Source organism: Streptomyces sp. AcH 505 (genome assembly GCF_000818175.1).
Lineage (GTDB): Bacteria > Actinomycetota > Actinomycetes > Streptomycetales > Streptomycetaceae > Streptomyces.
The window spans coordinates 4,560,501-4,585,391 of record NZ_JTIY01000001.1 but is presented as its reverse complement, the minus strand read 5'-3'; the positions used below and the strand labels follow the sequence as shown (position 1 = coordinate 4,585,391).

Below are 24,891 nucleotides of genomic sequence, written 5' to 3'. Positions count from 1 at the left end.
CGACAGTGGCTTGCAGCGCCCCGGAGGCGAACCGAGCCCCAAAAAATTACGGCGACGCCAGGGTGGCGATGATGGCGATGACGACCATGATGCCGATGATCGTGCCGAACACGATGAGCAGCTTCTGCTGGCCGTTCTGGGGATTCGGGTCGAGGACTGGCATGCGCTCAGTCTCGCACCCGCGATTCGTCCTCGATCGTCCGGTCCCGCCCAGCCACCACACCCGCCGCCATCTGCGGCACCAGCAGCGCCGCCATCAGCGTGAGCGGCAGCCCCCAGCCGCCGCTGTGCTGGTAGAGGACTCCGACCAGCAGCGGGCCCGGGATCGAGATCAGGTAGCCGGTGCTCTGGACGAACGCGGAGAGGCGTACGACACCGGCGCCGGACCGCGACCGCATGCCGATCATGGTCAGGGCCAGCGGGAACGAGCAGTTCGAGACGCCCAGCAGTACCGCCCACAGCCAGGCGCCGCCGACCGGGGCCACGTACAGGCCGCCGATGGCGATCAGACCGCAGACGCCGAGGGCCACCACGATCGGGCCCTGCTGCTTCATCCGGGTGGCCAGCCGGGGGATCACGAAGGCCAGCGGCACGCCCATCACCATGATCACGGCGAGCAGCAGACCCGAGGTGCCGGCCGAGATGCCCGCGTCGCGGAAGCGCTGCGGCATCCAGCCCATGGTGATGTAGGCGCCGGTGGCCTGCAGTCCGAAGAAGCAGGCCATCGCCCAGGCGGTGGGGCTGCGGGTGAGGCTGGGTACGGGGGTGGCGTCCGCCGTGCTCTCGGGCCGCGCGGCCGGTGCGACGGCTGCGGTGCGGTCCCGTACGAGGAAGAGCCAGGGCAGTACGGCCACGACGGCGGGGACGACCCAGATGCCGAGCCCGGTGCGCCAGCCGCCGCCGAGGGCTTCGGCCATGGGCACGGTCGCCGCCGCGGCGAGGGCGGTGCCGAGGGCGACGGCCATCGAGTAGAGACCGGTCATGGTGCCGACGCGGTCGGGGAAGTACCGCTTGACGATCACCGGCATGAGTACGTTGCTGACGGCGATCCCCATCAGCGCGAGCGCGCTGGCCGCGAGGAAGGCCGCCGTGCCGCCGGCGAAGGGGCGGATCACCAGGCCCGCCGTGATGGCCAGCATCCCGGCGCAGACGACCGCGCCGGGACCGAAGCGCCTGGCCAGGCGGGGCGCGGCGAAGCCGAAGAGGGCGAAGCAGGCGGGCGGTACGGAGGTGAGGACACCGGCGACGCTGCCGCTCATGTGCAGCCCGTCGCGTACGTCTTCGAGCAGCGCGCCGAGGCTGGTGATGGCCGGGCGCAGGTTGAGCGCGGCGAGGAAGAGGCCGACGACGACGAGCCTGGTCAGCCATACCGAGGCGGCCGGGGCGTGCGGCGCGGGGACATCACTCGCCCGGTCGGTCCGGTGGGTCGGGGGCCGGGTCTCGTCGGTCGTTATCTCGTCGGACATGCGGCCATCATAGAATCATGGGATGATTGGTTGTCCAATCCCGTGCGAGACTTTCCCGTCATCGAGGCAAGGAGCACCATGGCGCTGACCTCTCCCCGGCGTTCCGCACTCTCCGACCAGGTCATCACGGAGCTGCGGAACCAGATCACGTCGGGCGAATGGCCGGTGGGCTCCCGTATCCCCACCGAGCCCGAGCTGGTCGAGCAGCTCGGGGTGGCCCGGAACACCGTCCGGGAGGCGGTGCGCGCGCTCGCCCACAACGGGCTGCTGGACATCCGGCAGGGTTCGGGGACCTATGTGGCGGCCACCAGCGAGCTGGCGGGGGTGATGCACCGCAGGTTCGCCGGCGCCGATCCGCGCCATGTCGCCGAGCTGCGCTCCACGCTGGAGGCGTCAGCGGCGAGGCTGGCCGCCGAGCGCCGTACGGAGCGGGATCTGCGGCAGCTGGACGCCCTGCTGGCGCGCCGGGAGGAGGTGTGGGCCGCCGGGGACGCCGAGCAGTTCGTCGCGGCCGACACGTCCCTGCATCTGGCGGTGGTGGCGGCTTCCCACAACGACGTGCTGAGCGCGCTCTACGCGGACCTGGGCGATCTCGTACGCAGCGCGCTGCGCGACGACGTGGGCCAGGTGCTGCGGGCCGAGGACCTGCTGGACCACGCGCGGCTGGTCGAGGCGATCCACGCGGGTGATGTGGAGACGGCGGGGCGCGAGGCGGCGGGGCACGCCTTCAGCTGTCTGCGTGAGCGTGTCTGACGGGCTTGTCCGGCTTGCCGGCCTTACGGGGCTTTCCGGTCTTGCCGGGCTTCCCCGGTCCGACCGGTTCATGACTGACCCACGCCGAGCGGATCTCCTTCCAGCACCGGTCGGTGAGCTGGACGTACCCGGCGGCGCCGATCGTGACGGGCGCGCTGTCCGCGTCGATGTCCCACCAGCGGGCGCATTCGACGTGCAGGCTCACCCGGTCGGTCTCCGGGTACGGGTTGTGGCAGTAGGCGACGGCGTGCGAGCCGTGGATCTGGGTGCGGCAGCTGGCCCGGTACCTCTCGTGGTCCGGCCGGTCCGCCGCCGGGGCCGCGGCAGGGCCCGAGGCGGCGGTGGGCGCCGTGGCGTGCCGCACCTCGGAGGAGACGGCGAATCCGGCGGTGATCAGGGCGGCCGTGGTGAGAGCCGCGGTACGTCGGCGTAGCGCACGCATGCTCGGACCTCCTCCCCCGCGATGCCCGGAACGACGGAACCCGGAACGACCCGGCCCGAAATGATCCGGTTCGTTCAGTGTGCGGGGAATCCGTGCGCTTTTCGACTCGGACGGACACGGTCCGTGACATACGGAAGCCGGGTGACCGTCCGGTGGGACGGTCACCCGGCCGGGGTGCGCGGGGTTTCCTGCGGGTGCGGGGTCAGGCACCCATCATGTGGACGCCGCCGTCGACGTGCACGATCTCGCCCGTGGTCTTCGGGAAGAAGTCCGACAGCAGCGCGACGATGCCGCGTCCGGCCGGCTCCGGGTCGGCCATGTCCCACGCCAGCGGGGAGCGGTGGTTCCACACGTCGGCCAGCTCGCCGAAGCCCGGGATGGACTTGGCGGCCATGGAGCCGATCGGCCCCGCCGAGATCAGGTTGCAGCGGATGTCCCGCTCGCCGAGGTCGCGGGCGAGGTAGCGGGAGGTGGCCTCCAGCGCCGCCTTGGCCGGGCCCATCCAGTCGTACTGCGGCCAGGCGTACTGCGCGTCGAAGGTCAGTCCCACGACCGAGCCGCCCGCGCTCATCAGCGGAAGGCACGCCATGGTGAGCGACTTCAGCGAGAACGCGGAGACGTGCATCGCCGTGGCGACGGACTCGAACGGCGTGTTGAGGAAGTTCCCGCCGAGGGCGTCCTGCGGGGCGAAGCCGATGGAGTGCACGACGCCGTCCAGCGAACCGAGTTCGTCCCTGACGAGTCCCGCCAGCCGCTCCAGGTGCTCGGCGTTGGTCACGTCCAGCTCGATGACCTTGGCAGGCTTCGGCAGCTTCTTGGCGATGCGCTCGGTGAGCGTCGGCCGCGGGAAGGCCGTCAGGATGACGTCGGCACCCTGCTCCTGGGCCACTTTGGCGGCGTGGAAGGCGATGGAGGACTCCATCAGCACACCCGTGATGAGGATGCGCTTTCCGTCGAGAATTCCGCTCATGTGATCAGTGACCCATGCCCAATCCGCCGTCAACGGGAATGACGGCTCCAGTGATGTACGAGGCGTCGTCGGAGGCTAGGAACCGCACCGTCGCGGCGATCTCCTCCGGCTGCGCGTAGCGGCCGAGCGGCACCTGCGAGACGATGCCCGCCCGCTGCTCGTCGCTGAGCACCTTCGTCATGTCGGTGTCGACGAAGCCCGGCGACACGACGTTGAAGGTGATGTTGCGCGAACCCAGCTCACGGGCGAGCGAGCGGGCGAAACCGACGAGACCGGCCTTGGAGGCGGCGTAGTTGGCCTGCCCCGCCGAGCCGAGCAGCCCCACGACGGACGAGATCAGGACGACCCGGCCCTTCTTGGCCCGCAGCATCGCGCGGTTGGCGCGCTTGACGACGCGGAAGGTGCCGGTGAGGTTCGTGTCGAGGACGGAGGTGAAGTCCTCCTCACTCATCCGCATCAGCAACTGGTCCTTCGTGATACCGGCGTTGGCCACCAGCACCTCGACGGGACCGTGCTTCTCCTCGATCTCTTTGTATGCCTGCTCCACCTGTTCGGCGTCGGTGATGTCGCAACGTACGGGCAGGCAGCCCGACTTCACGAGCTCGGCCGACGGTTCGCCGGTGCGGTACGTGACGGCGACCTTGTCGCCGTTGTCGGCGAAGGCGCGGGCGATGGCGAGGCCGATGCCCCGGTTTCCTCCGGTGACGAGAACCGAGCGGCTCAACGGATCACCCTTTCCTCGGCGGTCTGTACAGCGAAAACCTATCGCTACCGGCCTGCGGGAGAGGAATCGGCACCGACAGGCCCTCGGTACGGTCCCTGTTGGTTTCCTACAGATGCCGCACCCGGCCGAGTTCACCGTACGGACCGGAATCCTGCTTCGTACGGGCCGCCTCGCGTGATTCACTGCCGGATACGTGTCCCCGGGACGAGACCCGGGGCGTGCGAAGGAGAGGCCGCAGTGCCCCATGAGGTAGATCAGTCGTTTCTGGCCCTGCCGCTGAGGGCGCTGGCCGACGCGGCGCTCGCCAGGGCCCGTGCACTCGGCGCCGACCACGCCGACTTCCGGTTCGAGCGGGTACGCAGCGCCGCCTGGCGGCTGCGGGACGCCAAGCCGGCCGGTTCGGCGGACTCGACGGACGTCGGGTACGCGGTCCGTGTCGTGCACGGCGGCGCCTGGGGGTTCGCCTCCGGTGTCGACCTGTCGATGGACGCGGCGGCCCGGGTGGCCGGCCAGGCGGTGGCGATGGCGAAGCTGTCGGCGAAGGTGATCGCGGCGGCGGGTTCCGACGAGCGGGTGGAGCTGGCGGACGAGCCGGTGCACGCCGAGAAGACGTGGGTGTCGGCGTACGACATCGATCCGTTCACGGTGCCCGACGAGGACAAGAGCGGGCTGCTCGCCGAGTGGAGCGCCCGGCTGCTGCGCGCCGACGGCGTCACGCATGTGGACGCCTCGCTGCTGACCGTGCACGAGAACAAGTTCTACGCGGACACCGCCGGCACCGTCACGACACAGCAGCGGGTGCGGCTGCATCCGCAGCTCACGGCGGTCGCCGTGGACGAGAAGAGCGGCGAGTTCGACTCGATGCGCACCATCGCCCCGCCGGTCGGCAGGGGCTGGGAGTATCTGACCGGGACGGGCTGGGACTGGGACGGCGAGCTGGAGCGCATCCCGGGACTGCTCGCCGAGAAGATGCGCGCGCCGAGCGTCGAGGCGGGGACGTACGACCTGGTCGTCGACCCGTCCAACCTGTGGCTGACGATCCATGAGTCGATCGGTCACGCCACCGAGCTGGACCGGGCGCTGGGCTACGAAGCGGCCTACGCGGGCACCTCGTTCGCCACCTTCGACCAGCTGGGGAAGCTGGCGTACGGCTCGTCGGTGATGAATGTGACGGGCGACAGGACCGCCGAGCACGGGCTCGCCACGATCGGGTACGACGACGAGGGCGTCGAGGGCCAGTCGTGGGACCTGGTGAAGGACGGCACGCTCGTCGGGTACCAGCTGGACCGCAGGATCGCGAAGCTCACCGGCTTCGACCGCTCCAACGGCTGCGCGTACGCCGACTCCCCCGGCCATGTGCCGGTGCAGCGGATGGCGAACGTGTCGCTGGCGGCCGATCCGGGCGGGCTCGGCACGGACGATCTGATCGGCGGGGTCGAGCGCGGGATCTATGTGGTCGGTGACCGTTCGTGGTCCATCGACATGCAGCGCTACAACTTCCAGTTCACCGGGCAGCGGTTCTTCCGCATCGAGAACGGCAAGCTGGCGGGCCAGCTGCGCGACGTGGCCTACCAGGCGACGACCACCGACTTCTGGGGCTCGATGGAGGCGGTCGGCGGACCGCAGACGTATGTCCTCGGCGGTGCCTTCAACTGCGGCAAGGCCCAGCCGGGCCAGGTGGCCGCGGTCTCGCACGGCTGCCCCTCGGCGCTGTTCCGCGGCGTGAACATCCTCAACACCACGCAGGAGGCAGGGCGATGAAGGCAGCCACGAGCGGCGTCAGCAAGCCGCACGAGATCGTCGAGCGCGCTCTCGGCCTGTCGACGGCCGACGGGTGTGTGGTCATCGCCGAGGAGCACTCGTCGGCCAACCTCCGCTGGGCGGGCAACGCGCTCACCACCAACGGGGTCACCCGCGGCCGTACGCTCACCGTCATCGCGACCGTGGACGGCGCCGAGGGCACCGCCTCCGGTGTCGTCTCGCGCTCCGCGGTGACCGCCGACGACCTGGAGCCGCTGGTACGGGCCGCCGAGGCGGCGGCGCGCGGCGCGGGTCCCGCCGAGGACGCCACCCCGCTCGTCGCCGCGGGAGAGGCCTCGGGCGACTTCACGGACGCGCCCGTCGAGACGACGTCAGCGGTCTTCGCCGACTTCGCGCCCGCCCTCGGCGAGGCCTTCGCGCGGGCCCGCGCGGGCGGCCGTGAGCTGTACGGCTTCGCCAACCACGAGCTGTCGTCGGCCTACCTCGGTACGTCGACGGGCGTACGGCTACGGCACGACCAGCCCAACGGCACGCTGGAGCTGAACGCCAAGTCGCCCGACCGCACCCGCTCCGCCTGGGCGGGCCGCGCCACCCGCGACTTCAAGGACGTCGACCCGGGCGCGCTCGACGCCGAGCTGGCCAAGCGGCTGGCCTGGGCCGAGCGGAAGATCGACCTGCCGGCGGGCCGCTACGAGACGCTGCTGCCGCCGACCGCCGTGGCCGACCTGCTGATCTACCAGCTCTGGTCGGCCGCCGCGCGCGACGCGGTCGAGGGCCGTACGGTCTTCTCCCGCCCCGGCGGCGGCACCCGCGTCGGGGAGACGCTCTCCGAGCTGCCGCTGACACTGCGCAGCGACCCGGACGAGCCCGGCCTGGAGTCGGCGCCGTTCGTGCTGGCGCACGCCTCGGGCGACGACGCCTCGGTCTTCGACAACGGTCTGCCGCTGTCGGCGACGGACTGGGTCAAGGACGGCCGTCTGGAACACCTGGTCACCACCCGGCACAGCGCGGCGCTGACCGGGCTGCCCGTGGCGCCCGGCATCGGCAATCTGGTGCTGGACGGCGGCGGTGAGCGCTCGCTGGACGAGATGGTCGCCGCCACGGAGCGCGGGCTGCTGCTGACGTGCCTGTGGTACATCCGCGAGGTCGATCCGGCGACGCTGCTGCTGACCGGGCTGACCAGGGACGGGGTGTATCTCGTCGAGAACGGCGAGGTCGTCGGCGAGGTGAACAACTTCCGGTTCAACGAGTCGCCGGTCGGTCTGCTGTCGCGGGCCACCGAGGCGGGCCGTACCGAGAAGACGCTGCCGCGTGAATGGGGCGACTACTTCACCCGGGCGGCGATGCCCGCCCTGCGGATCCCCGATTTCAACATGAGCTCGGTCAGCCAGGGGGTGTGACCCCAATACACTGGACGTCGGCGCGCCCTTCGCGCCGCCGGTAGGCATCGCTCCATCGCTTCGGCACTCACCAGAGGAGACACGAGACCCGTGACGGACATCGTCGACGAGCTTCAGTGGCGCGGCCTGATCGCCGTATCCACTGACGAGGACGCGTTGCGCAAGGCGTTCGCGGACGGCCCCGTCACGGTCTATTGCGGTTTCGACCCCACGGCGCCGAGCCTGCATCTGGGCAACCTGGTGCAGATCCTCACCATCCGGCGGCTCCAGCAGGCGGGCCACCGCCCGCTGGCGCTGGTGGGCGGGGCGACCGGGCTGATCGGTGACCCCAAGCCCACGGCGGAGCGGACGCTGAACGCGCCCGAGACCGTCGCCGACTGGGTCGAGCGGGTCAAGGGGCAGATCGAGCCGTTCCTCTCGTTCGAGGGTCCCAACGCGGCGACCATGGTGAACAACCTGGACTGGACGTCGGGGCTCTCCGCGATCGAGTTCCTGCGCGACATCGGCAAGTACTTCCGGGTCAACAAGATGATCGCGAAGGAGGCGGTGGCGCGCCGGCTCAACTCCGACCAGGGCATCAGCTACACGGAGTTCAGCTACCAGATCCTCCAGGGCATGGACTTCCTGAAGCTGTTCCAGGAGTACGGCTGCACGATGCAGACCGGCGGCAGCGACCAGTGGGGCAATCTGACGGCCGGTATCGACCTGATCCACCGGGTCGAGGGCGCTTCGGCACACGCGCTGGCCACCCCGCTGATCACCAAGGCGGACGGCACGAAGTTCGGCAAGACCGAGGGCGGCGCCATCTGGCTCGACCCGGAGATGACGACGCCGTACGCCTTCTACCAGTTCTGGCTGAACGCCGACGACCGGGACATCTCCAAGTTCCTGCGGATCTTCAGCTTCGCCTCGCGCACGGAGATCGAGGAGCTGGAGGAGCTGACCCGGGAGCGCCCGCAGGCGCGTGCCGCGCAGCGGGCGCTGGCCGAGGAGCTGACGACGCTGGTGCACGGCGCCGAGCAGTGCGCCGCCGTGGTGGCCGCCTCCCGTGCGCTGTTCGGGCAGGGGCAGCTCGACGAGCTGGACGACGCGACGCTGAGCGCGGCGCTCTCCGAGGTGCCGAGGGCGACCGTGGCCGAACTCGGCCCGGTGGTGGACCTCTTCACCGAGGTGGGTCTCGCGCCGAGCAAGTCGGCCGCGCGGCGCACCGTCAAGGAGGGCGGGGCGTACGTGAACAACGTGAAGGTGGCGGACGCCGAGGCCGTGCCCGACCGTGCGGAGCTGCTGAACGGCCGGTGGCTGGTGCTGCGCAGGGGCAAGAAGAACCTGGCGGCGATCGAGGTACGTGACGAGGTCACGGGCGGCTGACCACGCTGTCCCGCCCGTGACCCCGGGTCTGTGTCCCTGCCCTCGCGGGTCAGGCGCGCTGTCGCCGGTTGCCTCTGATCGAGTTCCAGATCATGTCGCCGACGAAGACGACGAGGACGGCGCCGATCAGCTGGAGCACATGCCGGGTCCAGTCGATGCCCTTGGTGTCGGCGACGCCGAACCAGCCTGCGGCCGCGTTGCCGAGAAGGCTGCCGAGGATGCCGAAGACGACGGTCAGCCAGAGCGGGATCCGCTGCTTGCCGGGGATGATCGCCTTGGCGAGCAGACCCAGCACCAGGCCCACGATGATGATCCACAACCAGTTCATGGACGCCCTCCTCAGCCGGCGCGAGATGCGCACGTCTGGCTCAGTCTGTGGCGCGGACCCGTACGGCGCACGCCGGACGGCGCCGTACGGGTCCGGCCACACCTCCGCCCCACCCTCGTGAACGGGCCCGGCGCGGCGTACCGTGTGGGGCGGGCAGGCCCGGACGGCCGGGGGCCCGGCAGTGGAATCGGGTGGTGGGGTGTGACGCGGAAGCAGAGCGGCGCCGAGGTCTTCCGGATCACCGGGGCGCGGACGGGGCTCGCCGAGGACGTGCGCGGCAGACAGCGGCGCTATGTGATCTCGATGTCGATCAGGACACTCGCGGTGATCCTGACGGCCGTGTTGTGGAACGTGGAGCGGCCCGTCGCGATCGTCACGCTGGCGCTGGGGCTGCTGCTGCCGTACGTGGCTGTGGTGATCGCCAACGGGGGCCGGGAGAACGCGTCCTCGCTGCCTTCGACCTTCGTGACGGCGCCGACCCGGCCGATGATCGCGCCGGTGGCGGGCCCGGTGGAGCCGAAGCCGGCCGAAGGTGAGGGACCGTCGGCCCCGGTGGTGTGACGCTGGTACGGACCTGATCGCAAGGCCTACGTAAGCTCAGGAAAAGCTCAGATCAATCCCGAAGTTCCGGTGCCGGGCACCCGACTGCCCATGACATACTTCTTAGGCGCTCCGCATCCCCCGTCGGAGCGACGGACCGACGCCGGGCAGCTCCCCCCGTGGCTGCTCGGCGTCGCCATTTCGGGCTGTGGGGCACGGCATCTAGGGTTGAGGTGTGACCTCCCCAGACTCCTCCGATCCACTCGGTTTCTTCGGCCCCCGCCCTGACATGACGGGCGACGGGGCCCCGGTGTGCTCGGCCAAGGGCTGCCGCGCCGCCGCCGTGTGGGTGCTCGCCTGGAACAACCCCAAGCTGCACACTCCCGAGCGCCGCAAGACCTGGCTGGCCTGCGACGAACACCGCGAGCATCTGTCGTCGTTCCTCGGGGTGCGCGGCTTCCTCAAGGACGTCGTCACCCTGCGGGAGTGGGAGGAGTCAGCCGCCGATCGCTGACATCGGCCGCGCCGGCTGGAGGAACGCGGGGTCGTCGAGGCCCGAGCCGGCCTTCTTGCCCCACATGGCCTGCTTCCAGAGCGCCGCCACGTCCTCGTCGGGCGCGTCCGAGCGGAGCGCGGCGCGCAGATCGGTCTCCTCACTGGCGAACAGGCAGTTACGGACCTGGCCGTCGGCGGTGAGCCGGGTGCGGTCGCAGGCGGCGCAGAACGGGCGGGTGACGGAGCCGATGACACCGACGCGGTGCGGTCCGCCGTCCACGATCCAGCGCTCGGCCGGCGCGGCGCCCCGGGTCTCCTGGCTCTCCGGCGTCAGGGTGAAGCGCTCGCTCAGTGAGCGCAGGATGTCGCCGGCCGTGATCATGCCGTCCCGCTTCCAGCCGTGCTGGGCGTCGAGCGGCATCTGTTCGATGAAGCGCAGCTCGTAGCTGTTCTCGACGGCCCAGGCGAGCAGCTCGGGGGCCTCGTCGTCGTTGAGCCCCGGCATCAGGACCGTGTTGATCTTGATGGGGTTCAGCCCGGCCCGCTGAGCGGCTTCGAGCCCGGCCAGTACGTCCGCGTGCCGGTCACGGCGGGTGAGGGTCTTGAAGACGTCGGGCCGCAGTGTGTCGAGCGAGACGTTGACCCGGTCGAGCCCGGCGGCCTTGAGGGCGGGGGCGGTACGGGCCAGGGCTATCCCGTTGGTGGTCAGCGACATCCGGGGGCGCGGCTCCAGCGCGGCGCAGCGCTCCACGATGCCGGCGAGGCCGGGCCTGAGCAGCGGCTCGCCGCCGGTGAAGCGGACCTCGGTGATGCCGAGGGTGGTCACGGCGATCGTGATCAGCCGGACGATCTCGTCGTCACTCAGCAGATCGGACTTGCCGAGCCATTGCAGGCCCTCCTCGGGCATGCAATACGTGCACCGCAGATTGCAGCGGTCGGTGAGCGAGACGCGCAGGTCGGTGGCCACGCGGCCATAGGTGTCGATGAGCATGGCGGCCTCCCTCCCATTTCGGTGACCTTCCAATGGATCAGGTCACTTTCGAGACTACGTCAGTGCACCGACATCGCTCTTGCCCCGCTTGCCACAAGGAACGGCGCGGCCGTGTCGTAGGTCTCTACGACACGGCCGCGCCGGTGGGCTGTTTCCGCTGGTCAGGACGGTGACCAGGAAGGGGCTACTGGGCTCCGGTCCCGGTGAGCGACTTGACCTCCAGCTCGGCGTACTTGCCGGTGTCCGGCTCCTCCTTGGAGAACAGGGTGCCGAGCCAGCCGAGCAGGAAGCCCAGCGGGATCGAGATCAGGCCCGGGTTCTCCAGCGGGAAGAAGTGGAAGTCGACGTCGGGGAACATCGACGACGGCTTGCCGGAGACGACGGGCGAGAACAGCACCAGCAGGACGGACGAGGCGAGACCGCCGTAGATCGACCACAGGGCGCCCTGGGTGGTGAAGCGCTTCCAGAACAGGCTGTAGAGGAGCGTCGGCAGGTTCGCCGAAGCGGCGACGGCGAAGGCGAGCGCGACGAGCCCCGCCACGTTCAGGTCCCTGGAGAGGGCGCCGAGCGCGATGGAGACGATACCGATGGCGACGGTCGCCCAGCGGGCGGCGCGGATCTCCTCCTTCTCGGTCGCCTTGCCCCTGCGGATGACGTTGGCGTAGATGTCGTGCGCGAACGACGACGACGAGGCGAGCGTCAGTCCCGCGACGACGGCGAGGATCGTCGCGAAGGCGACCGCGGAGATCACCGCCAGCAGGACGGCGCCGCCGGTGGAGTCACCGCCGCCGCCGATCTCCAGCGCGGCGAGCGGAGCTGCCGTGTTGCCCGCCGGGTTGGACGCGATGATGTCGCCGGGCTTGAGGATGGCAGCGGCGCCGAAGCCGAGGACGATCGTCATCAGGTAGAAGGCGCCGATGATGCCGATCGCCCAGATGACCGACTTACGCGCGGCCCTGGCCGTCGGCACGGTGTAGAAGCGGATCAGGATGTGCGGCAGCCCTGCGGTGCCGAGGACGAGCGCGATGCCCAGCGAGAGGAAGTCCAGCTTCGACGTGCCCGTCGCGCCGTACTTGAGGCCCGGCTCCAGGAACGCGGAGCCCTTGCCGCTGTTGCTCGCCGCCGTGCCGAGCAGGTCGGACAGGTTGAAGTTGAACTTCAGCAGGATCAGGAAGGTGATGAGGATCGTGCCCGCGATGAGCAGGACGGCCTTGACCATCTGCACCCAGGTGGTGCCCTTCATCCCGCCGATGGTGACGTAGAAGATCATCAGGACGCCGACCAGCGCGACGATGGCGATCTTCCCGGCGTCGCTGGTGATGCCGAGCAGCAGCGAGACGAGCACACCCGCGCCGGCCATCTGCGCCAGCAGGTAGAAGATCGAGACGACGATCGTCGAGACGCCGGCCGCGGTCCGCACGGGGCGCTGGCGCATCCGGTACGCGAGCACGTCACCCATCGTGTACCGGCCGGAGTTGCGCAGCGGCTCGGCGACGAGCAGCAGCGCGACCAGCCAGGCGACGAGGAAGCCGATGGAGTAGAGGAAGCCGTCGTAGCCGAAGATCGCGATGGCGCCCGCGATACCGAGGAAGGACGCGGCCGACATGTAGTCGCCGGACACGGCGAGGCCGTTCTGGAAGCCGGAGAACTGCCGGCCGCCGGCGTAGAAGTCGGCGGCGCTCCTGGTCTGCCGTCCTGCCCAGACCGTGATGGCGAGGGTCGCGGCGACGATGACGGCGAACAGCGTGATGATCAGTGTCCGGTGGTCACTGACGTCCGCCGCCGCCGCGAGCTGCAGGTGGGTCGATGCGCTCATACGTCGGCCTCCATACGGGACTTGATGGCGTCCGCCTTCGGGTCGAGCTTCCGGGCCGCGTGCCGCGCGTAGAACCAGGCGATGAGGAAGGTGGTGAGGAACTGGGCCAGACCGAAGACCAGGGCGACGTTGATGTTGCCGAAGACCTTGGTGCCCATGAAGCCGCCCGCGTAGTTGGACAGCAGCACGTACAGCAGGTACCAGAGGATGAAGGCGACGGTCAGCGGGAAGGCGAAGGAGCGGTAGGTGCGGCGGAGTTCGCCGAACTCGGCGCTCTCCTGCACCGTGACGAACTGTGCCGTGCTGGGGCCTGTCGCCGGCGGTCCCGCCTGTTTGGGCAGGGTCGGGGTCGCCTCGGCGGGCTTGGTGTCCTGACCGCCATCGGGCGGCGGCGGTACTTCGGTGGCCACGGACTCTCCTCGTGGTGACGTCGGTGTGACGCGTTACGGACGGGCGGACGGTACGGGCGAGCGGAACTCGTCCCTCTGCCAACCGCACGGCCGTCTCGGCGCACCGGTTCAACCCGGGCCTTTTTCTTCCGGAAATGATTGAGAGTCACGGTCGATCGGGGATAACTTCGCTCGTCATGCACACCACCCGTCCCGCGCGGCATGCGCGGGAGGGTTCGACGGATGATGTGGAGACCCCATGGCTCATCTGCGTTCCGGACGGCGGCGCGTACTGGCGCTGACCGCTGGTCTGGCGCTCACCGCTTCGCTCGCCCTGCCCGCCGCTTCGGCCTCGGCGACGACGGAGGCGGGCAGGGGCACCGGTGCCGCCGCCGCGCCCGCCGCGGACGGACCGGCGCTGACCTATGTCGTCAACAGCGGGACCGGCCGTTCGACCGCCGATTCGGTGAAGAGAGCGATCGTCAGAGCCGGCGGCACGATGGTGACGTCGTACGACCGGATAGGAGTCACGGTCGTCACCTCGAAGAACCCCGCCTTCGCCACGACCGTCCGCAAGGCCAGGGGCGTCTCGTCGGCGGGTGCCACCCGTACGGCGCCGCTGCCCGCCCAGTCCACGACGGACACCGACACGCCCAAGGTGCTCTCCGCCAAGGAGGTCGCGGCGGCGACGGCGAAGAAGACGGCGGCCCAGGACCCGCTGGAGCCCCTGCAGTGGGACCTGCCCGCCATCAAGGCGGACAAGGCCCACGAGAAGACGCTCGGCAGCCGTGCCGTCACGGTCGCCGTCATCGACACGGGTGTCGACGACACCCACCCGGACATCGCGCCGAACTTCGACCGCAAGGCATCGGTCAACTGTGTGGGCGGCAAGCCCAACACGGCTGACGGCGCCTGGCGGCCGAGCGCGGCGGAGAGCCCGCACGGCACGCATGTGGCGGGCGAGATCGCCGCGGCGAAGAACGGCATCGGCGTCACCGGTGTCGCGCCGGGTGTGAAGGTGGCCGGCATCAAGGTCGCCACGACGGAGGGCTTCTTCTACACGGAGGCCGTCGTCTGCGGCTTCGTGTGGGCCGCCGAGCACGGCGTCGACGTGACGAACAACAGCTACTACACCGACCCGTGGTACTTCAACTGCACCACCGACCCGGACCAGAAGGCCCTGGTCGACGCGATCACCCGGGCCAGCAGGTACGCGGAGAGCAAGGGCACGGTCAACGTGGCCGCGGCGGGCAACGAGAGCTACGACCTCGCGTCGGACTCGATCACCGACCCGTCGAGCCCGAACGACACCACGCCGGGCAGCCGGGACATCGACCCGTCCAAGTGCTTCGACATCCCGACCCAGTTGCCGGGTGTGGTGACCGTCGCCTCCACCGGGGCCAAGGGGTTGAAGTCGTCGTTCTCCAACTACGGACGCGGCGTCATCGACATCGCCGGTCCCGGCGGTGACAGCACGTCACTCCAGCCGCCGCAGGCCCCGGCCACCAGCGGGCTCATCCTCGGCCCGCTGCCCGGCGGTTCGTGGGGCTACATGGCCGGTACGTCGATGGCGTCCCCGCACGTCGCCGGTGTCGCCGCGCTGATCAAGTCGCGCCATCCGCACGCCTCCGCCGCCGTGGTGAAGGCGCTGCTGCTGGCCGAGGCCGACGCGACGGCCTGCCCGGACCCGTACGACATCGACGGTGACGGCACGGCCGACGCGGTGTGCCAGGGCGGCAAGCAGTACAACGGCTTCTACGGGGCGGGCCTCGTGGACGCGCTGGACGCGGTGCGCTGGTAACAGCACGGCGGACACCACAGGCGCGGGCCGTCCCCTCCGGGGGGCGGCCCGCGTTCTCATGCCCCCGCGGCCCCCAGCAGCGCTCCTGCGGCGTACGTGACCGCCATCGCGACCGCTCCCCCGCCCATGTTGCGCAGCACGGCGCGGCCGACCGGCGCGGCGCCGAGCCGGGCGCTCCCCCAGCCCGTCAGGGCCAGCGCAGCCAGGACCGAAAGGACCGTCACCGGCAGCCGCAGTCCGTGCGGCGGCAGCACGATGGCGAGCAGCGGGAGCAGCGCGCCCACCGTGAAGGCGAGGAAGCTCGCGCCCGCCGCGTGCCAGGGGTTGGTGAGGTCGTCGGGGTCGATGCCCAGCTCCTCACTGGCGTGCGCCCGCAGCGCGTCACGCTCCGTCAGCTGCCGGGCCGCCTCGCGCGCCACCTCACGTGACAGCCCCCGCTCGGCCAACAGCCCGGTGAGTTCTTCGAGTTCGGCCTCGGGCTGCTCGCGCAGCTCGCGCTTCTCCAGCGCCAGCGCCGCCTTCTCGGAGTCCCGCTGGGTGGAGACCGAGACGTATTCGCCGGCCGCCATCGACATCGAACCGGCCAGCAGCCCGGCGAGTCCCGCCGTCAGCAACGCGGAGCGGGAGTCGGTGGCTCCGGCCACTCCGACCACGAGCCCGGCCGTGGAGACGATGCCGTCGTTGGCGCCGAGCACCCCGGCCCGCAGCCAGTTGAGCCGGGAGCCGAGGGTCGAGTTGTGCGGCTCTCCGCCGGACTTGGCAAGATTCGTGTCAGTCACCACGGGAGGGTCTCATCCGACCGGGGGACCGGACTGTCAGCCGCGGCCCGTATTCTCTGTGACCATGCTCGACGACCATACGACTGCAGCGACGTGGCCGACCGCCTACCCCCAGGGTTACGCGGTCGTGGACGTCGAGACCACCGGACTCGCCCGGGACGACCGGATAGTGTCGGCTGCCGTCTACCGGCTGGACGCGCGCGGCGAGGTCGAGGACCACTGGTACACGCTCGTCAACCCCGAGCGGGACCCAGGACCCGTATGGATCCACGGTCTGACGAGTGATGTGCTCGAAGGCGCCCCGCTGTTCCCCGAGATCGCGGCGGAGTTCGCGGAGCGGCTCGAAGGACGGGTGCTCGTCGCGCACAACGCGATCTTCGACTGGTCGATGATCGCGCGGGAGTACGCGCGGGCGGGGCGTACGGCGCCGACCCGGCAGCGGCTGTGCACCATCGCGCTCTCCAAGGAGCTGGCGCTGCCGCTGCCCAACCACAAACTGGAGTCGCTGGCCGCGCACTTCGGCGTCGTCCAGCAGCGCGCGCACCACGCGCTGGACGACGCCCGGGTGCTCGCCGAGGCGTTCCGGCCGAGCCTGCTCACCGCGGCCAGGACGGGCGTACGGCTGCCGCTGCTGGAGTGTCTGCCGCTCACCGAGTGGTCGGACGCCCCGGCCCGGCCCCGGGTCGGCTACCAGCCGTCGTACCGTCAGCAGACGAGCTGGCGCCCCTCCCGCAAACGCCCCACGTGCCCGTACCCGAACCCGGGCAGGTACGAGCCGGGCGGTCCCCTGACGCAGGGCATGCGTGTGGCGTTCTCGGGCGACACGTCCGTCGACCGGGAGCTGCTGGAGGACCGCGCGGTCGAAGCGGGCCTGCATGTCGCGACGAGCGTGTCCCGGCTGACGAGCCTGCTGGTCACCAACGACCCGAGGTCGACGACGTCGAAGAACGTCAAGGCGGCGGCGTACGGGACGCCGGTGATCGACGAGGCGGCGTTCACGCAGCTGCTGCGGGACGTGGCCCCGGCGAGCGGAAAGTCCCCGTCCGACAGGGCCTGACGCACGGGAGCGCGGGCGCGCGTCCGGGGGCGATGGCCCGGGTCCGGCCGGAGCCGCTCGGGCGGCCGGCCCTGACCCGGCCGGGCGCGTCGGCGGCACCCCGCGTTCGGTGGGCGTTCGGCGGCGGGTACCGTCGAAGGCGTGTACCGCTTCCTGTTGTCCCGGCAGTGGGTGACCCTCACCCTTCTCGCCCTCGTGCTCATCCCCGTGATGATCAAGCTGGGTTTCTGGCAGCTTCACCGGCACGAGAGCAAGGTCGCGCAGAACACCCTGATAGCGGACAACCTCCAGGCGAAGCCCCTCCCCGTCCAGGACCTCACGTCCCCCGGCCACACCGTGCCCGAGGCCGACTACTGGCGCCGGGTCACCGCCACCGGCACGTACGACCCCGCGCACGAGGTCGTCGTGCGGCGCAGGACGTCCAACGACGGCGAGGTCGGCTACCACGTGCTGATCCCGCTCGTCCTGCGCGACGGCCGGGCGGTCATCGTCAACCGCGGCTGGATCCCGTCCAACGGCGACCAGCGGGCCTTCCCCAAGATCCCGGCCACCCCGAAGGGTGTGGTCACCGTCACGGGGCTGCTCCAGGGTGACGAGACGACGGCGGCCAGCGGCATCAAGGACGTCAGCGGTCTGCCGCCGCGCCAGGTCATGCTGATCAACAGCAAGCAGCAGGAGCGGCTCACCGGGCTCCGGGTGCTCGGCGGCTACATCGCGCAGACCGCCCCCGTACCGCACGGCGGCAGCCCCGAGCAGATCCACGACCCCGACCACAGCTCGATCGGGCCGCACATGGCGTACGCGGTGCAGTGGTGGCTGTTCGTCGCGGGTGTGCCGGTCGGCTGGGTGGTGCTCGTACGGCGCGAGAAGCGCGACCGGCAGGCAGCCGCCGCCGAAAGCGCCCCCGAACAGGCGCCCGCCACCCCGGCCGCTGTGTAACGTCCCTGCTTAACCCGCCTGTCGGGCGGGAAGAGGCCCAGGCGTGACCCAACGCATCGAGGACTACGCACTCATCGGCGATCTGCAGACCGCGGCCCTCGTCGGCAGGAACGGCTCCATCGACTGGCTGTGCCTGCCGCGCTTCGACTCGGCGGCCTGCTTCGCCGCCCTCCTCGGCGACGAGGAGAACGGCCACTGGCGGCTGGCGCCGACCGGCGCCGGCGACTGCACGAGCCGCAGCTACGTCGGCGAGTCGCTGATCCTCGAATCCGTCTGGGAGACCCGTACCGGCACCGTCCGGGTCACCGACTTCATGCCCCAGCGCGACGTGGCCCCGGACATCGTGCGGATCGTCGAGTGCGTCAGCGGCTCCGTCGAGATGTCGTCCACGCTGCGGCTGCGCTTCGACTACGGCTCGATCGTGCCGTGGATGCGCCGCTCGGACGGCCACCGGGTCGCGGTCGCGGGACCGGACGCCGTCTGGCTGCGCAGCGAGCCCGAGGTCAAGACCTGGGGCCAGCACTACAGCACCTGTTCGTCGTTCACGGTCGGCGCGGGCGAGAAGGTGTCGTTCATCATGACCTGGCACCCGTCGCACCGCGAACGCCCGCCGCTCATAGACCCGTTCGAGCAGCTGGCGGACAGCCTGGAGGACTGGGAGAAGTGGGCCACGCACTGCCGGTACGAGGGCCCGCACCGGGCGGCCGTGATGCGCTCGCTGATCACGCTCAAGGCGCTGATCTACGCGCCGACCGGCGGCATCGTGGCCGCCCCCACAACTTCGCTGCCCGAGGAGATGGGCGGGGTCCGCAACTGGGACTACCGCTACTGCTGGCTGCGCGACTCGACGCTCGTACTGGGCGCGCTGCTGGCGGCCGGCTACCAGGAGGAGGCGGTGGCCTGGCGCGACTGGCTGCTGCGCGCCGTCGCCGGCGACCCGGCGGATCTGCAGATCATGTACGGGCTCGGCGGTGAGCGCAGGCTGCCGGAGATGGAGCTGCCGTGGCTGAGCGGATTCGCCGGCTCCGCGCCCGTACGCATCGGCAACGAGGCGGTCAACCAGCTCCAGCTCGACGTGTACGGGGAGGTCATGGACTCCCTCCATGTGGCGCGGGCGGCGGGCATCCCCACCGAGCGGCACATCTGGGCCCTGCAGTTGAGTCTGCTGGGCTTCCTCGAATCCAAGTGGCGCGAGCCGGACGAGGGGCTGTGGGAGGTGCGGGGGCCGCGCCGGCACTTCGTGCACTCCAAGGTGATGGCGTGGGTGGCGGCGGACCGGGCCGTACGGACGCTGGAGTCGGACCCCTCGCTGGAGGGGGACGTGAAGCGCTGGCGCGCCATGCGGGACGAAGTGCACCGGGAGGTGTGCGAGAAGGGGTTCGACCCGGTGCGCAACACCTTCACGCAGTCGTACGGCTCGGCGGAGCTGGACGCGGCGACGCTGCTCATCCCCCGCGTCGGGTTCCTGCCGCCCGACGACCCCCGGGTGGTGGGGACGGTCGACGCGGTACGGGCTGAGCTGGGCCGCGAGGGTCTGGTCCGCCGCTACACGACGACGGGCCCACAGACCGACGGGCTGCCGGGCTCCGAAGGCACCTTCCTGGTCTGCTCGTTCTGGCTGGCCGACGCGCTGCACATGACGGGGCGCACGGCGGAGGCGAAGGAACTCTTCGAGCGGCTGCTGGCGCTGCGCAACGACGTGGGGCTGCTGTCCGAGGAGTACGACCCGGCGGCGGGCCGGCAGCTCGGCAACTTCCCGCAGGCGTTCAGCCATATCGGCCTGGTGGTGACCGCCCTGGCTCTCGCCGACGACGGCACGGCAGGATAGGCGGCATGGATCTGGGACTGCGGGACCGTGTGTATGTCGTGACGGGTGGTTCGCGGGGGCTGGGGCACGCCACGGCGCGTGCGCTGGTCGCCGACGGGGCGAAGGTGGTCGTCTCGGCGCGGGACGGCAAGCGGGTCGCCGAGGCGGCTGCGGAACTCGGCGCGGGTGCGCTGGGCGTCGCAGCCGACAACGCCGATCCGGCGGCGGCCCGGCGGCTGATCGATGTCGCCCGCGAGCGGTTCGGCCGCTTCGACGGCGTATTGATCAGCGTCGGCGGCCCGCCGCCCGGTTCCGCGGCCGGCACCACGGAGGAGCAGTGGCGGACGGCGTTCGAGACGGTCTTCCTCGGCGCGGTACGGCTGGCCCGCACGGCGGCCGGGGAGCTGGGCGAGGGCGGTGTCGTCGGGCTGGTGCTGTCGGGCTCCGTGCACGAGCCGATCCCCGGTCTGACGATCTCCAACGGACTGCGCCCGGGGCTCGCGGGGTTCGCGAAGTCCCTGGCGGACGAGGTCGGTCCGCGCGGTGTCCGGGTGGTCGGGCTGCTGCCGTCCCGTATCGACACGGACCGGGTGCGCGAACTCGACGCGCTGGGCGGTGACCCGGCGGCGGCGAAGGCCGCGCAGGAGGCGCGTATCCCGCTGCGCAGGTACGGCACCGCCGACGAGTTCGGCAGGACGGCCGCGTTCCTGCTGTCACCGGCGGCGTCGTATCTGACGGGTCTGATGGTGCCGGTGGACGGCGGCGCGAGGCACGGCTACTGAGGCCGCTTCCGGCTGATCCGCGCCGGCCCTTGCTGATCCCTGCTACCAGCTACCAGCTACCAGCTGATGCTGCCCTTGGCGTCGAAGTAGCCGCCGGTGGGCCCGTCGGGGGCCGTCTGCGCCATGCGCACGATGACCTCGGCGCCCTGTGCGACGGTCTGGACGCCGGTGTTCCCGTTCAGGTCGGTCTTGGTGAAGCCGGGGTCCACCGCGTTGATCCGGATGTGCGGGAACGCCTTCGCGTACTGCACGGTGATCATGTTGACGGCGGTCTTGGACGCCGGGTAGGCGACGCCCGGGTAGGCGTAGGTGAAACCGCTGGGGTCGGTGACCTGGGTCATCGAGCCGAGGCCGCTGCTGACGTTGACGACGACGGGCGCGGCGGAACGCTCCAGCAGCGGCAGAAAGGCGTGCAGGGCGCGGACCGTGCCGAAGACGTTCGTCTCGAACGTCGTGCGCATGAGGTCGGCGGTCACGTCGGCGGGGCCGATCACGACGTTGTTCTCGCCCCGCTCCTCGACGCCTGCGTTGTTGACCAGTACGTCAAGGCCTCCGTCCGCCTCGACGGTCTTCACGGCTGCGGCGACGGACGCGTCGTCGGTGATGTCGAGCTGGACCGCACGCGCGCCCAGCCGCTCGGCGGCCTGCCGGCCGCGCTCGGCGTCCCGGCTCCCGACGTAGACGGTGTGGCCTGCGGCGACGAGCTGGCGGGCGGCCTCGAAGCCGATTCCCTTGTTCGCTCCTGTGATCAGTATTGATGTCATAGCTCCACCATGCGCCGCGCCCGGGAGGTCAGCCAGCAGTCCGGTCTTCCTGGGACTGCTGGTACCAGGACGATCCGACTCCGGCGGTGCACAGTGGTCTCATGGCCACCACTGAATTCGGTCGCACGGTACGGCGCTGGCGGGACCGGGTCCCGCCCGAGGCGGCGGGGCTGTCCGCCGGGGAGCACCGGCGCGCTCCCGGGCTGCGCCGCGAGGAGCTGGCGCTGCTGGCCGGGATCTCCGTCGACTACGTCACCCGCCTCGAACAGGGCCGGGCGGCCAACCCGTCGGAACAGGTCGTCGAGGCCCTGGGCAGGGCCCTGCGCGTGTCGGGTCCGGAGCGCGAGCACCTGTTCCACGCCGCCGGACTCGTACCGCCGGGGCAGGGCACGGTACCGGCGTACCTCACACCGAGCGTCCAGCGTCTGCTGGACCGGCTGGCCGGGACGCCCGTCGCGGTCTTCGACGCCAGCTGGACACAGCTGCTGGCCAATCCGCTGTACACGGCGCTGATGGGCGAGCGACGCGGCGACGAACGCAACGGCGTGTGGCGCAACTTCCTCGGCTCGGGCAGCCGCGTACGCCACACCCCCGAGTCGCTGCGCGCACTGGAGACGGCGCAGGTCGCGGAGTTGCGCGCGGCCCAGAGCCGCTACCCGGCGGACCAGCGGCTGCGCCGGCTGATCGCCGAACTGCGCGCGAACAGCGCCCGGTTCGCCGAACTCTGGGACGCGGGCGCGGTGGCCCACATCGAGGCGTCACGCAAGACCGTCGACCATCCGCGGGTGGGCCCGCTGACCCTGGACTGCGACGTGCTGAGCGTCGCGGGCAGCGACGTCCGGATCATGATCTACACGGCCGAACCCGGCACGGCGGACGCCGAACGCCTGGCGCTGCTGGGCGTCCTGGGCACGCAGAGCCTGGTCGGCTAGCCCGCGCCCGGCCCCACGTCGGCCACGTCGCCCGGACGGCGACTCGTCGCGTTACGTCACGCGGTCCGCGTGGTGTTTCGCCGCTTTGAGCCGGACCTCCGTGGGGAGTTCGTCCAGGCCCGCCGAGTCGCGGGCGTTGGCCACCGCCTCCGTCGTCAGACGCCGGAGCGCTTCGCCCGGGGACGCGTGGGGTTGCAGCAGGAGTCGTACCCGCGCGGCGGGGGTTCGGCGGCGGCCCGTCAGCAGGACCCGGGCGCGGGCCACGCCGTCCAGCGACTGTGACTCGTTCTCCAGGACGTTCTCCAGCGCCCGGCCACGCAGCACCGCGCCCTCGCCGTCCCCGCTGTCGACCAGCAGCTCGCCCAGCCTGGCGCGACGCGGCTGCGTCAGCAGCCACCACAGCGCGAGCAGCAGCACGACCGCCAGCACCGCGATGACGACCGGCCACCACCAGCCCTGGTCGCGCCAGCGGTAGCGGTCCGCGTGGCTCAGCAGGACGTCGTGCTTGCCGGAGTAGGGCCACCAGGACGGTACGGACCAGTCCGCGCCCCGCGCGACGACGATGCCGCCTCCGCAGAGCAGCACCAGGCCGACGAGGCCCAGCAGTACACGGTTGACCAGCCGGAGCATCCGGTCACCCCTTCTTCTTGGGCCTGCGGACATGGAGCTTGAGTCCCGGCTGCTTCGCCAGGCCGAGTTCGTCGACGCCCGCGCCGAGCGCGTCGTCCAGGTCGGCCCGTACGTCGTCGAGTTCACGGAAGTGCGACTGGGCGCGGGCCTTGACCTTGTGGCGCTTCATCTTGACCCGTACCGACTGGACACCGGAGACCTCCATCGCCCGGTCGCGCAGCACCAGCGCCGCCGCGTCCCGGTCGATGCCGGCCCGCACCTGGGTGGAGCCGCGCCGCATCGGCAGCAGCGACCGCAGTCCCGCGGTGAGGGCGAGTACGAGCAGCCACAGGCCGAGCGCCATCGCGATACCGGCGCCGACCAGTGCCCAGGTGTCGTCCAGGTGCTCCTGGGCGAGCTTCTTGGCGAGTTCGCGCCGCCAGTACATCGCGGGACGGCCCGCCCGTACGGCGACGACGTCGTACAGCAGCAGCCCGGAAGCGCCGAGCAGGATCGCCGCCACGATGGCCGCGGGCACCCGGCGCGCCGACCAGAAGCGGCCCGCCTTCGCGTTGGTCGCGGCGGTCGCGCCTTCGTCCAGGCCGTCGGGCCCGCCCGGCCCGCCCTGGCCGCCGGCGCCTTCCGGTCCGTCCGGTCCGTCCGGCCGCGACGGGTCGTACCGCGTGGCGGACGCCGACCGGCCCTCTTCGGCCGCTCGCTCGCTCATCGGATCCTCCCGTTCTCCACGCCACGGGAGTGCACGGAGTGCAGCCGCTCCACCCGTACCGCCACCTCGGGCACCTCCATCCCCGCCAACGTGTGCACGCGCTCGGCGACCTGGTGCCGTACGGCGCCGCACTGCGCGCCGATGTCGCAGGGGTAGTCCAGCTCGACGCCGATCCGCACCCGGGCGGTGTCGTGCTTGACCGACACCGTGGCGTGCGGCGGCTCCGCGTCGTCCGGCACGCCGTCGAGCGCCTCGCGCGCCGCCTGCGCGGCGATCTTCGCGACCACCCGGTCGGCGATCGCGGTCGCTCCGCGCTCGGCGGGTGCCACCCGGTCAACGGCCACGCGCGTCACCGCCGCCGGTCGTCGCGGTCGCGACTGCGGAAGAAGTCGCCCGGTTCCAGATCGCCGTCGGCGAACCGGCCTGCCACATATCCGATCGCCCCCAGAGCGGCCACCAGCACAAAGGCACCGAACCCGCCGAAGTACCCGGCGAACGCGAGAGCCATTCCGGCCAACAGGCCGACCATCGCCATACTCATCCTGATCTCCTGTCGTCCGCGCTCAGCCACGCCGCCCGCCCGTTACTGGAGCCGTGACTCCTGGTCGTCGTCGTCCTCCTCGTCGGGCAGCTTCACGTCGCTGACCGAGATGTTGACCTCGACGACCTCAAGCCCGGTCATCCGCTCGACGGCGGAGATCACGTTCTCGCGCACCTCGCGGGCCACGTCGGCGATCGCCACGCCGTAGTCCACGACGATCTCCAGGTCGAGGGCCGTCTGCACCTCGCCGACCTCGGCCTTCACCCCGCGGCTCACGGACTTGCCGCCGCCGGGCACCCGGTCGCGCACGGCGCCGAAGGTGCGGGACATACCGCTGCCCATGGCGTGCACGCCGAACACGTCACGTGCGGCGAGCCCGGCGATCTTCTCCACCACGCCGTCGGCGATGGTGGTACGGCCGCGCGTCCCCGCGGGGCCGCCGCCGCGCTTCGTCAGGGACTGTGCCCTGTCGGACGGCTCAGAAGAATCCGACTGGTTACGCGCTGTGGTCTCTGACATCGCCATTCGTCCCTTTCCTGACGGTTCGGACTTCATCGCTCACATTAGGTGTGCTTACGGCGTCCCGCGCCACCGATACGGCAGGCTGGAGCAATGACGACTGCGCAGAGCACCGACGGGCAGAGCTCCGACGGATGGACGGCGGCGGTACGGGAGCGGCTGGGCCTGGGCAGGCTGCTGCCGCTGGGCGC

General features: G+C 71.0%; 28 protein-coding genes. 12 read left to right on the top strand and 16 right to left on the bottom strand.

Annotated features, from left to right (window positions below; translation table 11 throughout):
- Positions 1–46: 46 nt before the first annotated feature.
- Both HY68_RS46070 and HY68_RS20965 read right to left on the bottom strand, forming a co-directional pair.
- On the bottom strand, positions 47–163 hold the full coding sequence (locus tag HY68_RS46070; protein WP_277816765.1) for an SGM_5486 family transporter-associated protein: 117 nt from the start codon (positions 161–163) through the stop codon (positions 47–49).
- A gap of 4 nt (positions 164–167) precedes the next feature.
- The gene (locus HY68_RS20965) at positions 168–1,466 is read right to left on the bottom strand and encodes an MFS transporter (RefSeq protein ID WP_041991094.1); all 1,299 of its coding nucleotides are present in this window, start codon (positions 1,464–1,466) and stop codon (positions 168–170) included.
- A 78-nt stretch (positions 1,467–1,544) separates the two neighbouring features.
- Here HY68_RS20965 and HY68_RS20960 point away from each other — a divergent pair, with 78 nt between their 5' ends.
- Positions 1,545–2,219 carry a FadR/GntR family transcriptional regulator gene (locus HY68_RS20960; protein ID WP_041991092.1) on the top strand — a complete coding sequence of 225 codons (675 nt, stop codon included), beginning with the start codon at positions 1,545–1,547 and terminating at the stop codon, positions 2,217–2,219.
- On the opposite strand, the gene HY68_RS40855 is transcribed toward HY68_RS20960, so the two are convergent.
- The 3 genes from HY68_RS40855 to fabG all read right to left on the bottom strand — a co-directional run bounded on the left by HY68_RS40855 (position 2,194) and on the right by fabG (position 4,355).
- Positions 2,194–2,661 carry a hypothetical protein gene (locus HY68_RS40855; protein ID WP_241778633.1) on the bottom strand — a complete coding sequence of 156 codons (468 nt, stop codon included), beginning with the start codon at positions 2,659–2,661 and terminating at the stop codon, positions 2,194–2,196. The genes HY68_RS20960 and HY68_RS40855 overlap by 26 nt on opposite strands.
- A 202-nt stretch (positions 2,662–2,863) precedes the next feature.
- Positions 2,864–3,631 (bottom strand): enoyl-ACP reductase FabI, encoded by a 768-nt coding sequence (gene fabI, locus HY68_RS20950; protein WP_041991090.1) that lies wholly within the window; start codon positions 3,629–3,631, stop codon positions 2,864–2,866.
- Between the two features lie 4 nt (positions 3,632–3,635).
- A complete protein-coding gene (gene fabG / locus HY68_RS20945) occupies positions 3,636–4,355 on the bottom strand; it encodes a 3-oxoacyl-[acyl-carrier-protein] reductase (RefSeq protein WP_041991088.1) in 720 nt (239 codons plus the stop codon).
- A 237-nt stretch (positions 4,356–4,592) separates the two neighbouring features.
- Between fabG and HY68_RS20940 the strand changes: the two genes are divergently transcribed.
- The 3 genes from HY68_RS20940 (at position 4,593) to tyrS (ending at position 8,884) form a co-directional block, all read left to right on the top strand.
- Entirely contained in the window at positions 4,593–6,116 is a 1,524-nt protein-coding gene (locus HY68_RS20940; protein ID WP_041991086.1) for a TldD/PmbA family protein, read from the top strand.
- Positions 6,113–7,516: a metallopeptidase TldD-related protein gene (locus HY68_RS20935; RefSeq protein WP_041991084.1), complete on the top strand. Its 1,404-nt coding sequence runs from the start codon at positions 6,113–6,115 to the stop codon at positions 7,514–7,516. Before HY68_RS20940 ends, HY68_RS20935 begins: the two co-directional genes overlap by 4 nt.
- A 90-nt stretch (positions 7,517–7,606) precedes the next feature.
- Positions 7,607–8,884 (top strand): tyrosine--tRNA ligase, encoded by a 1,278-nt coding sequence (gene tyrS / locus HY68_RS20930; protein ID WP_041991082.1) that lies wholly within the window; start codon positions 7,607–7,609, stop codon positions 8,882–8,884.
- Positions 8,885–8,933: 49 nt separating this feature from the next.
- Here tyrS and HY68_RS20925 read toward each other — a convergent pair whose 3' ends face one another.
- Entirely contained in the window at positions 8,934–9,212 is a 279-nt protein-coding gene (locus HY68_RS20925; RefSeq protein WP_041991080.1) for a GlsB/YeaQ/YmgE family stress response membrane protein, read from the bottom strand.
- Between the two features lie 186 nt (positions 9,213–9,398).
- On the opposite strand from HY68_RS20925, the gene HY68_RS20920 reads away from it, so the two are divergent.
- Together HY68_RS20920 and HY68_RS20915 are read left to right on the top strand one after the other, a co-directional pair.
- Complete coding sequence (locus tag HY68_RS20920; RefSeq protein ID WP_078863971.1) at positions 9,399–9,773, top strand: DUF3099 domain-containing protein; 375 nt, start codon at positions 9,399–9,401, stop codon at positions 9,771–9,773.
- A gap of 268 nt (positions 9,774–10,041) precedes the next feature.
- Positions 10,042–10,266 carry a hypothetical protein gene (locus HY68_RS20915; RefSeq protein ID WP_041991076.1) on the top strand — a complete coding sequence of 75 codons (225 nt, stop codon included), beginning with the start codon at positions 10,042–10,044 and terminating at the stop codon, positions 10,264–10,266.
- Here the strand turns inward: HY68_RS20915 and moaA are convergent.
- From moaA to HY68_RS20900, 3 genes are all read right to left on the bottom strand, one after another.
- Positions 10,249–11,238, bottom strand: a complete 990-nt coding sequence (gene moaA / locus HY68_RS20910) for a GTP 3',8-cyclase MoaA (protein ID WP_041991074.1) — start codon at positions 11,236–11,238, stop codon at positions 10,249–10,251. The genes HY68_RS20915 and moaA overlap by 18 nt on opposite strands.
- 184 nt (positions 11,239–11,422) lie before the next feature.
- Positions 11,423–13,054: a cation acetate symporter gene (locus tag HY68_RS20905; RefSeq protein ID WP_041991072.1), complete on the bottom strand. Its 1,632-nt coding sequence runs from the start codon at positions 13,052–13,054 to the stop codon at positions 11,423–11,425.
- Entirely contained in the window at positions 13,051–13,464 is a 414-nt protein-coding gene (locus tag HY68_RS20900; RefSeq protein WP_078863703.1) for a DUF485 domain-containing protein, read from the bottom strand. The genes HY68_RS20905 and HY68_RS20900 overlap by 4 nt, the downstream gene beginning before the upstream one ends.
- A 238-nt stretch (positions 13,465–13,702) precedes the next feature.
- Here HY68_RS20900 and HY68_RS20895 point away from each other — a divergent pair, with 238 nt between their 5' ends.
- Positions 13,703–15,244, top strand: a complete 1,542-nt coding sequence (locus HY68_RS20895; protein ID WP_041991070.1) for a S8 family serine peptidase — start codon at positions 13,703–13,705, stop codon at positions 15,242–15,244.
- A gap of 56 nt (positions 15,245–15,300) precedes the next feature.
- On the opposite strand, the gene HY68_RS20890 is transcribed toward HY68_RS20895, so the two are convergent.
- On the bottom strand, positions 15,301–16,023 hold the full coding sequence (locus HY68_RS20890; protein ID WP_041996724.1) for a VIT family protein: 723 nt from the start codon (positions 16,021–16,023) through the stop codon (positions 15,301–15,303).
- Between the two features lie 64 nt (positions 16,024–16,087).
- Here HY68_RS20890 and HY68_RS20885 point away from each other — a divergent pair, with 64 nt between their 5' ends.
- The 4 genes from HY68_RS20885 (at position 16,088) to HY68_RS20870 (ending at position 20,608) form a co-directional block, all read left to right on the top strand.
- On the top strand, positions 16,088–17,080 hold the full coding sequence (locus tag HY68_RS20885; RefSeq protein ID WP_078863702.1) for a DEDDh family exonuclease: 993 nt from the start codon (positions 16,088–16,090) through the stop codon (positions 17,078–17,080).
- A 141-nt stretch (positions 17,081–17,221) separates the two neighbouring features.
- Entirely contained in the window at positions 17,222–18,019 is a 798-nt protein-coding gene (locus HY68_RS20880) for an SURF1 family protein (protein ID WP_041991066.1), read from the top strand.
- 43 nt (positions 18,020–18,062) lie between these two features.
- Positions 18,063–19,847, top strand: coding sequence for a glycoside hydrolase family 15 protein (locus HY68_RS20875; protein WP_041991064.1), 1,785 nt, complete (start codon positions 18,063–18,065; stop codon positions 19,845–19,847).
- Positions 19,848–19,852: 5 nt separating this feature from the next.
- A complete protein-coding gene (locus HY68_RS20870) occupies positions 19,853–20,608 on the top strand; it encodes an SDR family oxidoreductase (RefSeq protein ID WP_041991062.1) in 756 nt (251 codons plus the stop codon).
- A 56-nt stretch (positions 20,609–20,664) separates the two neighbouring features.
- On the opposite strand, the gene HY68_RS20865 is transcribed toward HY68_RS20870, so the two are convergent.
- Positions 20,665–21,372 (bottom strand): SDR family NAD(P)-dependent oxidoreductase, encoded by a 708-nt coding sequence (locus tag HY68_RS20865; protein WP_041991060.1) that lies wholly within the window; start codon positions 21,370–21,372, stop codon positions 20,665–20,667.
- Between the two features lie 101 nt (positions 21,373–21,473).
- On the opposite strand from HY68_RS20865, the gene HY68_RS20860 reads away from it, so the two are divergent.
- Positions 21,474–22,304, top strand: a complete 831-nt coding sequence (locus HY68_RS20860) for a helix-turn-helix transcriptional regulator (protein WP_041991058.1) — start codon at positions 21,474–21,476, stop codon at positions 22,302–22,304.
- Between the two features lie 51 nt (positions 22,305–22,355).
- On the opposite strand, the gene amaP is transcribed toward HY68_RS20860, so the two are convergent.
- The 5 genes from amaP to HY68_RS20835 are packed head-to-tail and all read right to left on the bottom strand — an operon-like array spanning position 22,356 to position 24,700.
- A complete protein-coding gene (amaP, locus tag HY68_RS20855; protein WP_041991056.1) occupies positions 22,356–22,934 on the bottom strand; it encodes an alkaline shock response membrane anchor protein AmaP in 579 nt (192 codons plus the stop codon).
- Between the two features lie 4 nt (positions 22,935–22,938).
- Positions 22,939–23,640, bottom strand: coding sequence for a DUF6286 domain-containing protein (locus HY68_RS20850; protein WP_107070112.1), 702 nt, complete (start codon positions 23,638–23,640; stop codon positions 22,939–22,941).
- Positions 23,637–23,984 (bottom strand): Asp23/Gls24 family envelope stress response protein, encoded by a 348-nt coding sequence (locus HY68_RS20845; protein ID WP_107070202.1) that lies wholly within the window; start codon positions 23,982–23,984, stop codon positions 23,637–23,639. Before HY68_RS20845 ends, HY68_RS20850 begins: the two co-directional genes overlap by 4 nt.
- 5 nt (positions 23,985–23,989) lie before the next feature.
- Positions 23,990–24,181 carry a hypothetical protein gene (locus tag HY68_RS20840; RefSeq protein WP_041991053.1) on the bottom strand — a complete coding sequence of 64 codons (192 nt, stop codon included), beginning with the start codon at positions 24,179–24,181 and terminating at the stop codon, positions 23,990–23,992.
- A 42-nt stretch (positions 24,182–24,223) separates the two neighbouring features.
- Positions 24,224–24,700, bottom strand: a complete 477-nt coding sequence (locus HY68_RS20835; RefSeq protein WP_041996718.1) for an Asp23/Gls24 family envelope stress response protein — start codon at positions 24,698–24,700, stop codon at positions 24,224–24,226.
- Between the last annotated feature and the right edge of the window lie 191 nt (positions 24,701–24,891).